Annotated in this window: 11 protein-coding genes; 5 read left to right on the forward strand and 6 right to left on the reverse strand. The window is 40.8% G+C overall.

From position 1 onward, the window contains the following. Position 1 precedes the first annotated feature (1 nt). The 3 genes from R2B77_RS08220 to R2B77_RS08230 all read right to left on the reverse strand — a co-directional run bounded on the left by R2B77_RS08220 (position 2) and on the right by R2B77_RS08230 (position 3,938). Entirely contained in the window at positions 2 to 1,468 is a 1,467-nt protein-coding gene (locus R2B77_RS08220) for a protein adenylyltransferase SelO family protein (protein WP_203246360.1), read from the reverse strand. Between the two features lie 154 nt (positions 1,469 to 1,622). Beyond that, on the reverse strand, positions 1,623 to 2,405 hold the full coding sequence (locus tag R2B77_RS08225) for a YqhG family protein (protein ID WP_203246358.1): 783 nt from the start codon (positions 2,403 to 2,405) through the stop codon (positions 1,623 to 1,625). Between the two features lie 12 nt (positions 2,406 to 2,417). Further along, on the reverse strand, positions 2,418 to 3,938 hold the full coding sequence (locus R2B77_RS08230) for a DEAD/DEAH box helicase (RefSeq protein ID WP_203246357.1): 1,521 nt from the start codon (positions 3,936 to 3,938) through the stop codon (positions 2,418 to 2,420). A gap of 439 nt (positions 3,939 to 4,377) precedes the next feature. Here R2B77_RS08230 and R2B77_RS08235 point away from each other — a divergent pair, with 439 nt between their 5' ends. Both R2B77_RS08235 and R2B77_RS08240 read left to right on the forward strand, forming a co-directional pair. Continuing rightward, entirely contained in the window at positions 4,378 to 7,410 is a 3,033-nt protein-coding gene (locus R2B77_RS08235; RefSeq protein WP_203246356.1) for an efflux RND transporter permease subunit, read from the forward strand. A gap of 208 nt (positions 7,411 to 7,618) precedes the next feature. Beyond that, entirely contained in the window at positions 7,619 to 8,584 is a 966-nt protein-coding gene (locus R2B77_RS08240) for an alpha/beta hydrolase (protein WP_203246355.1), read from the forward strand. 486 nt (positions 8,585 to 9,070) lie between these two features. Here the strand turns inward: R2B77_RS08240 and R2B77_RS08245 are convergent, their stop codons facing one another. Beyond that, a complete protein-coding gene (locus R2B77_RS08245; protein ID WP_203246354.1) occupies positions 9,071 to 10,057 on the reverse strand; it encodes an ABC transporter substrate-binding protein in 987 nt (328 codons plus the stop codon). 268 nt (positions 10,058 to 10,325) lie between these two features. Here R2B77_RS08245 and R2B77_RS08250 point away from each other — a divergent pair, with 268 nt between their 5' ends. Next, positions 10,326 to 10,598 (forward strand): small, acid-soluble spore protein, alpha/beta type, encoded by a 273-nt coding sequence (locus R2B77_RS08250; protein ID WP_203246352.1) that lies wholly within the window; start codon positions 10,326 to 10,328, stop codon positions 10,596 to 10,598. 124 nt (positions 10,599 to 10,722) lie between these two features. Here R2B77_RS08250 and R2B77_RS08255 read toward each other — a convergent pair whose 3' ends face one another. Beyond that, positions 10,723 to 10,977: a YqkE family protein gene (locus tag R2B77_RS08255; RefSeq protein WP_203246351.1), complete on the reverse strand. Its 255-nt coding sequence runs from the start codon at positions 10,975 to 10,977 to the stop codon at positions 10,723 to 10,725. Positions 10,978 to 10,996: 19 nt separating this feature from the next. Continuing rightward, positions 10,997 to 12,181 (reverse strand): acetyl-CoA C-acetyltransferase, encoded by a 1,185-nt coding sequence (locus R2B77_RS08260; protein ID WP_203246349.1) that lies wholly within the window; start codon positions 12,179 to 12,181, stop codon positions 10,997 to 10,999. Positions 12,182 to 12,257: 76 nt separating this feature from the next. On the opposite strand from R2B77_RS08260, the gene R2B77_RS08265 reads away from it, so the two are divergent. Continuing rightward, positions 12,258 to 13,160, forward strand: coding sequence for a hydroxymethylglutaryl-CoA lyase (locus tag R2B77_RS08265; protein WP_203246347.1), 903 nt, complete (start codon positions 12,258 to 12,260; stop codon positions 13,158 to 13,160). A 13-nt stretch (positions 13,161 to 13,173) separates the two neighbouring features. Continuing rightward, on the forward strand, positions 13,174 to 14,100 hold the full coding sequence (locus R2B77_RS08270; protein WP_203246345.1) for an alpha/beta hydrolase: 927 nt from the start codon (positions 13,174 to 13,176) through the stop codon (positions 14,098 to 14,100). Positions 14,101 to 14,194: the final 94 nt, after the last annotated feature.

Below are 14,194 nucleotides of genomic sequence, written 5' to 3' on the forward strand. Positions count from 1 at the left end.
CTTACGTCCCACAATACGTATGATAAGGCTCGTCTGATTCGGGCATAGTCGTCGCGTACTCAGCCTGTTCTGGAGAGTGCGCGTATGGATGTGACAACACATTAAGCAACTTCTCCATCACACTATAATCCCCGTGCTCGACTGCCGTTTCAAGTGCTGCTTCTACCCGATGGTTACGAGGAATGACTGCCGGATTGCTATTACGCATCAGTTGATGAGCAAGCTCCTTCGATTCCTGCTGTCTGTCCAGTCTTGCTTGCCAAAGTTCTTGCCATTCAATAAATTCCGGCGTACCAAATAAGACACTCTTTTCCAACGTATCGAAAGTTAAAGCACGGAATGTATTCGTATAGTCCACTCGCTGCTGTTCCATCATGCGTAGAAGGCTATCAATGAGGGCTGCATCCTGTTGCTCTTCATTAAAAATCCCCAGTTTCGCACGCATGCCCGCAAGCCAGTTGGCGTAATAATGCTCGGGAAACTCTGAAAGGGCGTCCTGCGCCAGTTTGGCACCTGCCGAATAATCTGTATGCAATAACGATATAAGACTTTCAGCAAAGCGTGCAAGATTCCAGCCGACAATATTCGGTTGATTGCCATAGGCGTAGCGGCTTTGAACGTCAATAGAGCTGAAAACGGTTGCCGGGTCATACGTATCCATGAATGCACACGGCCCATAATCAATCGTTTCCCCGCTAATCGTCATATTATCGGTATTCATCACTCCGTGGATAAAACCAACGAGTTGCCACTGCGCAACGAGAGTAGCTTGACGCTGGATTACGGCCTGCAGTAATGCTAGATAGCGATTATCGTCCACTTCAATGTCTGGAAAATGGCGCTCGATTGCGTAGTCAGCCAGCGCACGAAGCTCTTCGTCTGAGCCCCACTTCGCCGCATATTGAAAAGTACCAAAACGTAAATGACTGCTAGCAACACGGGTCAAAATCGCACCAGGAAGTTCAGTTTCACGGATGATGGATTCACCCGTCGTCACCACGGCTAACGAACGAGAAGTAGGAATACCTAGCGCATGCATCGCTTCGCTAATAATATATTCGCGAAGCATTGGGCCTAGTGCAGCGCGACCATCTCCTGCACGAGAATACGGTGTTCGCCCAGATCCTTTGAGTTGAATATCAAATCGTTCGCCGGAAGGAGTGAGTTGCTCCCCAATAAGCATTGCACGACCGTCTCCTAGCATTGTAAAATGACCGAATTGATGACCCGCATATGCTTGTGCTAGTGGGATAGCGTCTTCTGGAACTTCATTTCCCGCAAATACTGCGATACCTTCTTCGCTTTGCAACACCTGTGCTTCGAGCCCTAGAGATACCGCCAAAGCATCATTAAAAATGATCAATTCTGGTGACTCGACTGGGTTTGGGCTTATATCGGTGAAAAAGGTGTTCGGCAGACGAGAGTAACTGTTATCTAAGTGCCATCCTGATTCTTTTTGTTTCGTCATAAGATCTCCTATCTTCTTACCTTTTTATACATACATATTTGTATGTTAGTTATTTGTAGTGTCATCTTCTATTTACATATTTTAACGCATTTTATCCAATACATCGAAAAAAAGACCTTTCGTATCATAGCTGCTTACGAAAGGTTCTGCTATTTCATTTCAAATAAAACACCCCACCGTTCACAATATCAATGCTAATCCTCGCCTCGTACTGCTGGTCCATTGCCTCCTTCTCAATCTCATAACTATCTGGCTTATTGTCTACTCCTTCATAAAAATATTCCAATACCCTTCGATCCTTTTGCCATCGCTTCTTTGCTTCATCCGCCCATGAATGATCGGCTTGCTGAATAAAAGTATCGATCACGGCATCCAATCGTTCGAGGGCACGAGTCGGCTTAATAATATAAGGGACATGAAAGGTATAACCTGAAATCGTTACATCCAAATCTAGCTCACTTAGCGACTCCTGAAAGCCCACTACGACATGTCCTGTTAGTAAATTAATGCCTAATGAATACAAAATCTCTTTCGTTTGATCACTGGAATACGTAACTTTATAATTCACACCTAACCAAGGTGTTAAAATCGTTTGTTGGCCAGTTGTATCGGGGACTCGTTCATACATCTGCACAAATGAGCCCATCTCCTTCGTTACTCGAAATAGCTGACTCAATCGAGGTGAACCAAAGTGGACAACTTCTCCTTTGATGCTATCCGCAAGCTGAGTTTTATCTGTAATCAACGTTAGTCGTGCTGGACGCGGTTCCTCACCTGTACTTGCCAAGTAGTGCCAATAAAAAGGACGGTTCATTATTCTTTTATCCATATCTATCGTTAATTGAACATCGATGTAATGATCATTCTTATTTAAAATCTGGCAATTATTTTCGTTAAAAAATTGTTGTATATACTGGTGAATTTGTTGTGGATACATACGGAACCTCCTTCAAATGGACTCTTTATAAGTGGATAAAATATCATCTAACTCACCCACTACTTGTTCAAAGACGCCTATCTTCACATGCAGTAAATCCAGTATGTGATCCTCGATTGTATGTTGAATGGCTAAATTATAAATATGAACGTCTTGCTCTTGCCCTAAGCGGTGGACCCGACCAATGCGCTGCTCTAACTTCATCGGATTCCATGGTAAATCATAGTTAATGACATGATGGCAAAATTGCAGGTTAATCCCTTCGCTACCGGATTCCGTCGCTATAAGTACCTGCGCTTGCTCTTTAAACAGCTGCTTCATCCATTCGCGTTTACTCTTGCTGAATTTTCCGTTGAACAACACGCTTGAGATGCCTTTTGAATATAAATACTCCTGCAAATAGTTTTGGGTCGCTCGATATTCGGTAAAAAGGATTACTTTATCATTGGCCTGTGTAATAATTTCATAAGCCTTTTCTGCTTTTGAATGAATATTAAGTGTACTCAATTTCCGAATAATCTCTTCCATATAAGAAATAGCTTCGAATTGACTACATTCTTGAAGCATTTTGGTTAATGTTACAAAGACGGCTTCTTTACTACTGCACATCTCCCTCTGTAACGTCATCTTGGAAAAGGCATCTGAAAAATGATCTAATTGCGAAATCATATCGTACACTTCTTGTTCTTCCGCGGTAAAATCAATGGGAATGATTTGCACATGGCGGTTGGTCCAATCAATGCCCGTATCCTCTCTCCGATTTCGAACCATCACTTGATGCACCAATTCTTTTAAAAATTCATCATGCTCCACAGCATGCTTTCGCGCAGAAAATGCCGCTTGAAACGTTTCATAATTGCCAAGATGACCTGGCTTTAATAATGATATGAGATGAAATAGTTCAAACACATCATTTTGAATCGGTGTTGCCGTTAACAACAAACAAAACTTTTTCTTTAAGTTTTGTACAAACTCATAACTTTTTGTCTTATGGTTCTTTAATTTATGGGCTTCGTCAATGATGATTAAATCATATTCCTGCGCATAGATATTTTCTTTATGAGGACTCCTTTTGGCCATATCGATACTCATGACGACGATATTACATTGGTTTAAATCGTAATTTTTCTTATAGGGAATAGCTGGAATGTGAAATTTTTGATTCAGCTCATCAATCCATTGATTGACAAGAGAGGCTGGGGCTAAAATGAGTGCTTTTTTCACAAGCCCTCTGATTAAATATTCTTTCAAAATCAAACCCGCTTCAATTGTCTTCCCTAGTCCCACTTCGTCTGCCAAAATCGCCTTGCCATTCATCCTTTCAATAACTGTTTCCGCCACCTCTAATTGATGCTGAAGGGGCGTTAAATTAGGTAAGTAATTTGGCGATTGAAGCCCTTGAAAATCGGTTATCAGAGTCGACTTGGCGACCTCATAACTCATTTTATATAACGTCCAATTATCCCATGCCGCACGATTTTCTAAACGTTCAATAAAGCCTTCCTTCCAATCAGACGACCTTTCAATTAGCATCCCTATCACCTCATACAACTTTTGTTGTCTTCTAAGGTTGTCCTAAAATGAAATTCTTATGTTTATTGAATTGAATTTGAAATTAAACAAGAAAAAAAGCGATCTTTAATCATTTAAAATGTACCCTTTTTAAAGGACAATTTAAAAAAGCCCTATATAAGTTGAAAACTATCCCCCGAATTTCGGACTCTTTGAAAAAGACCAGAGATTCGGGGTTTTTGTATGCAAAAATTTTTGTTCCTGGTTCTGAAACTATTCCGAATTCAATGAGGACTGCTATCGCTAAGCCTCAGGTCTTAGATAAAGATAATTCTAAGGATCAATGTGGTATGTATTTCCATTTCATACAATAAAGATGCAACTAAAAAGGTAGAAGGGAGCATATATTTCCAAGTCGGAATTTTGTAAATCATTTTAGTTTTTTAGGAGGAGAATTTCTATGTCTACATTTACCAAATGGGCTTTTGGTAACAAGGCCGCTGTCGCTGTATTAACTATTTTAATATTAGTAATAGGCGTTGTCAGTTATTTTAGACTACCTATGGAGTTTTTACCATCTGCCGATAATCCGCAAGTCACTATTATTTCCATGGGTCAGGGAACTGACTCCAAAACAATGGAATCCGAAGTAACCATTCCGATTGAAAGAGCAATTACAGGCTTAAATGGAAAAACATCCGTCTATTCTACAACTGGAGATGGATTTTCAAAAGTGGATCTGTTCTTCGAGGCAGGAACTGATATGAAACAAGCCAAACAAGACGTACAAGAAGCGTTAAGCAATATAACTTTGCCTCTCTATCTCTCCAAGCCAACAATCTCACAGCTAAATACTTCTATGATTCCAATTGCTAACATTGCCGTCAGTTTTACTGAAGGTTTGACTACCGAAAATATGGATTTTGCACGTGAAAAACTTCCATCTCTCTATCAAGAAATCAAAGGAGTTTCCAAAGTAGATGTATACGGGATTACTGATTCCATTATTTCCGTCAAGATTGATGATGAAAAATTAGCTGAAAATCAAATTCCTCTTCAAGCGGTTATAGGGATTCTTCATGGTCAAAACACTGCTGTAGCTGTTGGTGAAAAGATTATTGATGGAAAAACAAGCAATATTAAAGTAATTGGTGATTTAACAAGCATCGAAAAATTGAAAGGTTTAACGATTACACCTGATGTAACGCTAGCAGATATTGCAACGATTGAAGAAACAAAAGATGCGAATTTCATTAGCCGTTTCAATGGTAAGGATAGTTTAGATATTAGTATCACTAAAGACAGTCAATCCAATGCAGTGACGATTAGCAAAGAAATTGAAAAAGTCACAAAAGAAATCAATGAAAAGTATAATCAGCAAGAATCTGTTATTTATATATCCTCTACTGATTTAGTACAAAATTCTGTTCATACGATGATAAAGGAAGTACTCCTTGGTGCACTATTTGCAACGATTGTCATTATGCTCTTCCTACGAAATATCCGTTCTACATTTATTACCATTGTTTCGATTCCTTTATCCCTTTGCTTCACACTATTTCTACTGTCGTGGTCTGGTGTGACATTGAATATTTTAACACTTGGTGGTGTCGCTGTTGCAGTTGGGCGACTAGTGGACGACAGTATTGTCGTCATTGAAAATATTTTCCGGAAAATGCAAACAGAGAAATTCTCCGTCCAAATGATTATTGATGCAACGAAGCAAGTAGGAGTTGCTATTACTGCTTCCACATTAACAACAGTAGCTGTTTTCTTACCGATGAGCTTATTAAATGGTGGGCTTCAAGAATTCCTTTTACCATTCGCATTAACGGTTACCTATTCTTTGCTCGCATCTTTACTCGTCGCTTTGACAGTTGTTCCGGTAATGAGTGCGGGATTATTGCAGCATGCAAAGTTGCCTGAACATAAGCCAGCTGTACGTTTTCCAAAAATAGTTATATGGTCCTTAAACCATAAATGGATGGTCTTCTCCATTTCCATCATCCTGTTTATCGGATCCATTGGTACTTACTTTGTCATCCCAAAAGGTGCAGTTGATAGCTCCTCTGCAGACTATGTCTTGACCACGCTAAGTTACCCCAATGATACACCACTTGAAAAAGTGAAGGAAAAGACAATGGAACTGGAGTCATCTATTCAAAAAATGGATGAAGTAAAACATGTGTTTTCACAAGTAGGTTCTCCAGCTGAAGCGGCACAATATGGATGGGTTGGATCACCTACAGAAGCAACCTTCAGTATTTTATTAGAGGATAAAAAGGATACAGAACACATCGTAAAAGAAATGGAAAAGAAAAAAGATCAATATCCTGATGCCCTCTTAGAGGTAACTACTGCTTCCTTTATGATGGGAGGGGCAAGTACGAATATTACCATTGATGTAGTCGGTGAAAATTTAGCAGATTTAGAAGAAGTGGCAACAACTATAAAAGAAAAAGTACAGAAGCTGCAAGGCGTAGAGGAAGTTACGACCAATCAAGATGAAAAGAAAACCGTATACTCCCTCGTTGTCGATCCAACAAAAGGAAACACAGAACAAATTGCGCAGCAGTTAGGGGTCATGTTAAATAAAACACCAATTGGAACAATCAGCTTATACGATAAGCAAAAAACTGTATTCTTAGAACCTCTTCTGGATACAGAAACTCCTAAAGACCTAGAAAACATTCCAGTTATGACTGATATGGGGCTTGTCCCTGTATCATCCATTGCTAAGTTACAAAGTGAAGAGCGTTCAACTAACCAGTTCCATAAAGATGGGGATGCCTACCTTCGAGTAACAGCGTCAGTTGATCCAACCAAGCTGTCGGAAATTTCGAGTGCAGTAAATCTAGAAATTTTCGGCGATAACAATGACAAGAAAGGCATAGAACTTCCGGAAAATGTCGAGGCTCTAGTTGGTGGATCAAGTAGCCAACAAGCAGATGATTTTACAGATTTATTTCTCATTATGCTTGTTTCCATTGGGATTGTATTTTTAATAATGGTTATCACATTTAAGTCCATCAAAGCGCCAATCGCTATTCTTTGCTCTCTACCACTAGCTGCGATAGGAGCCATTTTAGGAATTCTTATCAGTGGAATACCAGTTGATATCACGGCACTTCTAGGAGCATTAATGCTAATTGGTATCGTCGTAACAAATGCAATTGTCCTCTTAGATCGAGTAAAACAAAATGAACAAAAAATGATTATTCGTGATGCACTTGTTGAAGCAGCCGCAACAAGAATGAGGCCAATCTTCATGACTGCAATCGCAACGATCTGTGCGATGCTTCCATTATTAGTGAAACAAGCAGAAACAGGAAGCTTAGTATCACAAAGTCTCGCGATTGTTGTTATCGGTGGATTAGCCATGGCAACCCTGCTCACTCTAATTGTTATCCCTTGTATATATGAATTGCTTTATTTTAGAAAATCTAAGAAACAGAGAATTAATCAGACTTCTAAACAAGATGTTTTCATGTAATAAAAAAGCAGACCTTAGCTTTAAACGCTAATTTGGTCTGTTTCTTTTTTGTTCATTCTTAGGGCTAAGTTTACACTGGTATCCTCCACATAGTGATAAAGTGTTTGGTAATTTCATGTAATCGTAATGATTTCTTTCATATGCCTCTGTTTTTCTATTATAATAGCTATAAGCATCATGTATGCTAAAAGATCGGAAGTAAGGGAGTATGAGTAAAATTCGAATCAATTGGAAGAGACTACTTGTTCTTTTTGCTACTGTCTTCTTAGTGATCCAAATCATCGGTAGCTTCTTTTTCTATGAGTTAGCCATCAAGCGAGGACCGAAAGATTTCTTACAGAACAACGCAGATTTAGAAGTGTCAGATCAAACGATGGAACTTTTTCTGAACGGCGAATGGATAGATTGGGTCAACGCCCAACAATTTGAACAGCTTACGTTAACATCGCGTGACGGCTTAAAACTGTCAGGCTATTACCTACCAGCAGCAGTACCAACGGATAAATTAGTCGTTTTAACACATGGCTATTTGGGTCATGCGAAACAAATGGGGTTATTCGGACAGTATTACCATCATGATTTGGGCTATAACATTTTCATGCCAGATGCTCGTGGACATGGCAAGAGTGAGGGAAATTATTATGGGTTCGGTTGGCCTGATCGTCTTGATTTAATTGATTGGACGCAAACTTTAGTGAAGAAGCTTGGACCCGATAGTAAAGTGGTCTACCACGGTTTATCAATGGGTGCCGCTACTGTTTTAATGGCTAGCGGAGAAGATGAGCTTCCCCATCAGGTGAAGGCCATTATTGCGGACAGTCCGTATATGTCCGTCTATCAATTATTTGCGTATCAAATGAATCGGATGTTTTATCTACCGGCATTTCCTTTACTAGATAGTACTAGTTTGTTAACGAAAATCAGAGCTGGTTATTCATTTAGAGAAGCAAGTGCACTAAAAGCTGTGGAAAAGTCGAATGTTCCTGTTTTGTATATCCATGGAGAAGGCGATACATTCGTTCCGACAAAATTGACAAAGGAATTGTATCGACATACCGAAAGTGACGCCGAGCTTTTTCTTGTCCCAGATGCGAATCATGGGGAGTCTTTTGCTTTGGCGCAGGATGAATATAAGGTGCGGATGGATGATTTTCTTAGTCTGTATGTTAACTAATCAGTTAAACACCTTTTTTAAAAAAAAGATTGTTTAGAATGGTTTAGCTTTCTAGAAGCCGGGTATACAAAGATTACAAGGCGGAACGACTAGGAAGAATGGTATTGTAGACGAGCAACCTACAATGATTTCCTACGATGAACTGCACAGCCTAGGCGGAAAATTTGCTTTACTGAGGATTAGATACACTCGTCAGGAACTGAAAGACCTAAGTTCCATTCACTAAAGTGTGAGCTATGCAGTAGAAGGAAAGTTTTTTGTGGAAGTGCAAATTGATGCCTGATTACAAAAAGAAAGCCACATTCAATAACATGTGACATTCCAAATTGAATCGGCCGAATCAAACTGCACAGACGAGTCTTGGGTAAATGATCGTCAGGAAGAACAGTTTGTGTAATTGAAAAAAACTATCAAATTTTCCGAGTGCGATTCCCTTTTGCAGAGGGATAGAAAAAGCATGGTCCCCGGGGGCCATGCTTTTCCTTGTTATTCACTAATTTCAGCTTGCCATTCCTCTTTAATGTCAAGCCCAATTGCAGATGCCGTTTCTTCATTCACAACAAATTTCAAGTTTTTCGTCACTTGAACCGGTAATTCAGCGGGCTTGCTTTCCCCTGTTAAAATCTTGACAGCCATTTGACCCGTTTCATAACCGAGATCGTGGTAACTAAAGCCATACGCCGCTAAACCACCTCGTTTGACGGAGTCTAGTTCACCAACCATCATCGGCAATTGATTATCAAACGCAGCAGATGTGACAGATTCAAGTGCGGAAACAACGGTATTGTCTTTAATGATGTACAAAGAATCCACTTTTCCAATTAACGAGTCGACAGCTTGTTTAACATCCGCCGATGTGACAACAGACGCTTCGATAATGTTCAAATCCATTTCTTTTGCTAGCTCTTTCACCTTGTCTATCTGAACGCGCGCATTTTGTTCTCCTGCGTTAAAGACTACACCGATATTTTTTGCCTCTAATTGCTCTTTCAAGAACTTCATCGTTAACGGAATAACATCAGGATGTAAATCGATCGTGCCTGTTACATTCCCTCCCGGATTTTCTAATGAATCAACCAATTGCGCACCGACAGCGTCTGTTACAGATGTGAAGACGATTGGAATTTCTTGTGTCTCACTTGCAACAGCCTGTACACTTGATGTTGAATTCGCAAAAATTAAATCGACACCAGAATTCACAAGGTTCGTCGCAATTGTCGTATTTGCACTGTTATCATTTTGGGCATTCTGTACTTGATATTCTACGTCAAGACCCGCATCTTCTAATGCCTGTTTAAAACCTTCAAAAGCGGCATTCAATGAAGGATGTTCTACGATTTGCGTGACCCCTACTTTATATTTCTTACCGCCGTCCTCATTGCCTATTGACTCATTGTTATCCTCGCCAGCACAAGCTGCAAGAAGTAATACAGCACTGAACAGGATAACTGCGATTTTTTTCAATTTGTTCATGATTCTTTTCCCCTTTTCACTTCGTATAAAAATTATACAAAATTCTTAATTTTTTATAAGATTACACGGTCTCAAATTGATAGTCAATACAATTTTGAATACTTTGTATTGTTAAGCGCTTACATTGAAATACATATATTATATAGTCCTTGATTTAACCAAATAAGGACTTGTAAGTAAATAATTTTATTAATAAATCTTTTCTAAAATAAACAGTAGAATGAATACTCAACTTTAGGAGACACTACGTTGTTAAGGAGGGAAAAAGATGGCGAATAATAATAAAATCCTTGTTCCAGAAGCACGTAAAGCGTTAGATCAATTGAAGATCGATGTCATGAAAGCGCAGGGGTACAAGGTGAACACAGCGGATCCAGGAAACGTGAAATACGAAATTGCCGACGAACTTGGTATTCCACTAACTAACGGCTATAATGGCAAACTTACATCTGAAGAAGCAGGGAAAATTGGTGGTCCTATTGGCGGTAGCATGGTGAAAGAAATGATTCGTATGGCACAAGAGCAGATGACGAAGAAATGAAATAAAACGCTAATCCATGAGTAGACTAGCGTTTTATTGTATGTGACAGTCTAACATCGCACTTACAGTTGCACCAATTCCGCCAATAAAAAAGCACCGACCATTATAGTCAGTGCTTTCTCCTTTAAAACTTCGAGCCACCAAATCCGTATTCATCGAGCAGTTCTTCGAAACTCTTATTCTTCTCACGTTCTTTGCGTTCTTGACGAATCTGCTCTTGGCGCTGTTCTTCCTTCGCTTGCTCAACAGCAGACAATTGTTGTTTAGCTGCCTTCAATTTCGCTAAAACGTCATCGTCAAGTGCGTCAGAAAGTGTTAAGCCCTCATTCTCTACTTTCTTAGGACGTGCTGGTGCTATTTGTTTGCGTTTTTTAGCCATTTCCTTCACCTGCCTTTATTCATGGTCGCGTAACGATCGTGGCGACGCCCTGCCCTCCGCCAATGCATAATGTTGCGAGTCCAGATTTGGCGTCACGACGCTGCATTTCATGGAGGAGTGTAACGAGAATCCGTGCCCCACTTGCGCCAATGGGATGGCCGAGTGCGATTGCACCGCCATTGACGTTCAGTTTTTCTTGATCAAATCCAAGTTCCTTATCGATAGCAATCGATTGTGCTGCGAAAGCTTCGTTCGCTTCAATCAAATCAATGTCGGCTAATTGTAAATTGGCTTTGCTAAGCGCCTTTTTAACAGCTTGTACAGGACCGATGCCCATGACAGCAGGATCGACACCTGCATTGCCATTTGCTGCGATCGTTGCGAGTGGCGTTAGCCCTAGCTCATCAGCCTTCGCCTTTGACATGATGACCAGTGCTGCCGCGCCGTCATTAATGCCCGAAGCATTTCCAGCCGTAACACTACCATCTTTTTTGAAGGCTGGACGCAATTTTCCTAACTTATCCGCCGTTGTTCCTGCTTTGACGTATTCATCCGTATCAAAAATGATTGGCTCGCCTTTGCGTTGTGGAATAGCAATCGGCACAATTTCATCTACAAAAACGCCCGCTTCAATGGCAGTCGCTGCTTTCTGCTGTGACTGTGCAGAAAATGCATCTTGTTCTTCGCGTGTGATGGCATAACGATCGCAAAGATTTTCAGCTGTAATTCCCATATGATAATCATTAAATGCACACCATAGACCATCTGTTATCATACTGTCGATGATTTTCTGGTCACCCATTTTAAAGCCCTCTCGTCCATTCTTTAACAAGTACGGCGCTTGACTCATATTCTCCATACCGCCTGCTACAATAATGTCCGCATCCCCCGCGATAATGGCTTGACGTGCTAAGTGGACAGCCTTTAACCCCGAGCCACACACTTTGTTAATCGTTAAAGCTGGAACAGCTTCAGATAATCCTGCTTTAATGGCTGCTTGACGCGCTGGATTTTGACCAAGCCCTGCTTGAAGTACATTCCCCATGATGACTTCATCGACACTGTCAGGTGCTACTCCAGCGCGTTGTAAGGCCTCTTGAATGACTGTAGCCCCAAGATCCGTGGCTGCTACATCTTTCAATGAACCTAAAAATGAACCGATTGCAGTTCGAACTGCACTTACAATCACAACTTCTGTTGACATTATTTTTCCCCCATTCTCTTAATAACGTTGCCTGTATATGCATCCCTTCAGTACAATATACTAGAGGAGGGATGTTATGTTCATTTTACCAAACAATGTGACGATTATCGAGGTCGGTCCACGGGATGGACTTCAAAATGAAAAGAAATATGTCGATACAGAGCAGAAGCTTGCATTTATTCAGGCACTTCAGGGGGCAGGCATTGCGGAAATGGAGTTAACTTCATTCGTATCGCCGAAGTGGGTGCCGCAAATGGCGGATGCCAGGGATATTATTTCTAGCACGCCGCAGGTCGGGCGACAATTCGTCTTGACGCCCAATGCAAAGGGCGTCGAGCTAGCACTTGAAGCAGATGTGCAAAGTGTAGCTGTGTTTGTAGGGGTCAGTAATTCATTTAACAAAAAAAATATTAACCGTTCGACGGATGAAAGTATGGAAGCGCTTGAACCCGTCATTGCTCATTTAAAAACTGCGGGTATTTTTGTTCGTGCCTGCATTTCTACTGCATTTTATTGTCCCTATGAGGGAAAGATAGATCCTAAAGACACGCTCGCCTTATGTCAGCGGTTTGCAGCTTTTGGGGTTGATGAATTAAGTGTGGCGGATACAATTGGCATGGCCAATCCACAAGAAAGTTATAACCTGTTCAGCATGTTGAAGAAAGAACTACCCGATATGCGCTTGACTGCGCATTTTCATGATACGCGTAAAATGGCAATTGCTAATATTTTTGCTGCGCTACAGGCAGGCGTTGACCGTTTTGACACATCTGCTGGCGGTCTCGGTGGCTGCCCATTTGCACCTGGTGCGACAGGGAATGTTGCAACGGAGGATGTTGTTCATATGCTCGACACACTTGGTATAACAACGGGCGTTGACGTGAAAAAGGTTTGTCAGGCTGTCCAAATGATTGCACCGTATATATCAAGGCCCATTGATACTGCGATGTACAGATTATTTGAAAACGGGCAATTATAAGGGGTGAATGACGATGAGACGGCGTGCTCTATATATCACCGGTATACTTTCGGGTATTTTCACGACGTTAATAACTATTTTCGGCATTCTTCTAACGAACAAAATGATGTTTTTAAAGCCGAAGAATCCCGATTTGATTATGAGACGTGAGATTTTGTCGAGACGTTTTGATGAATATTGGTATGAGACGGTGCGCAAGGATGATATGTGGATTGAATCTCCGAATGGTTATCGTTTAAAAGCAGTCTTTTTAAAACCGTTAGAGACGACAAGAACCGTTATCATTTGCCATGGTGTCACCGAAAATAAAATCAATTCGATGAAATACGCTCGTCTCTTCGAACGACTTGGCTTCAATTCTGTCGTGTTCGATCATCGACGGCATGGGGATTCAGGTGGTAAAACGACGAGTTTTGGTTATTATGAGAAAAGTGATTTGCGTGCAATTGTCCAAGCGGTGCGCGAACGAATTGGCAAACGTGCGTTGCTCGGTATTCACGGAGAGTCGATGGGCGCCGCTACAGCTATTTTGTATGCAGGTACTTATGAGGATGAAGCAAACTTTCTTGTGGCCGACTGCCCATTTTCCGATTTCACCGAACAAATTCTTCATGTGTTGCGGCTGGAAACACCACTTCGGACTGCGATGGTTATCCGGATCGGTAATTTATTTTTGAAAATGCGCGATGGTTATTCGACGAATTTGGTTTCGCCACGTGAGGTCGTTAAAAATATTACAATCCCTGTGCTGTTCATTCACAGCATGGAGGATGATTTCATCCTGCCTTATATGACCGAAGAATTATATGAGGCAAAGATTGGCGATAAAATGCTGAAATTATTCCAAAAAGGGGCTCACGCCAAATCTTATAATGATAACCCCTACCAATATGAATTGACGGTTCAGGAATTTTTAGGTCGTTTTGGTTTTTCACAATGAAGAATAGTGAGCGGAACAACAAACGACCAGCTTATGATGAAATTTCTCATAAGCTGGTCGTTTTTATTGAATTATTTCTTTTTCATACCTTTTT

Origin of the sequence: Sporosarcina beigongshangi (genome assembly GCF_033485195.1) — a bacterium.
Taxonomy (GTDB): domain Bacteria; phylum Bacillota; class Bacilli; order Bacillales_A; family Planococcaceae; genus Sporosarcina; species Sporosarcina beigongshangi.

Coding starts and splice junctions, on each gene's coding strand:
- R2B77_RS08220 (WP_203246360.1), bottom strand. CDS start 1,468: ATGACGAAACAAAAAGAATCAGGATGGCACTTAGATAACAGTTACTCT.
- R2B77_RS08225 (WP_203246358.1), bottom strand. CDS start 2,405: ATGTATCCACAACAAATTCACCAGTATATACAACAATTTTTTAACGAA.
- R2B77_RS08230 (WP_203246357.1), bottom strand. CDS start 3,938: ATGCTAATTGAAAGGTCGTCTGATTGGAAGGAAGGCTTTATTGAACGT.
- R2B77_RS08235 (WP_203246356.1), top strand. CDS start 4,378: ATGTCTACATTTACCAAATGGGCTTTTGGTAACAAGGCCGCTGTCGCT.
- R2B77_RS08240 (WP_203246355.1), top strand. CDS start 7,619: ATGAGTAAAATTCGAATCAATTGGAAGAGACTACTTGTTCTTTTTGCT.
- R2B77_RS08245 (WP_203246354.1), bottom strand. CDS start 10,057: ATGAACAAATTGAAAAAAATCGCAGTTATCCTGTTCAGTGCTGTATTA.
- R2B77_RS08250 (WP_203246352.1), top strand. CDS start 10,326: ATGGCGAATAATAATAAAATCCTTGTTCCAGAAGCACGTAAAGCGTTA.
- R2B77_RS08255 (WP_203246351.1), bottom strand. CDS start 10,977: ATGGCTAAAAAACGCAAACAAATAGCACCAGCACGTCCTAAGAAAGTA.
- R2B77_RS08260 (WP_203246349.1), bottom strand. CDS start 12,181: ATGTCAACAGAAGTTGTGATTGTAAGTGCAGTTCGAACTGCAATCGGT.
- R2B77_RS08265 (WP_203246347.1), top strand. CDS start 12,258: ATGTTCATTTTACCAAACAATGTGACGATTATCGAGGTCGGTCCACGG.
- R2B77_RS08270 (WP_203246345.1), top strand. CDS start 13,174: ATGAGACGGCGTGCTCTATATATCACCGGTATACTTTCGGGTATTTTC.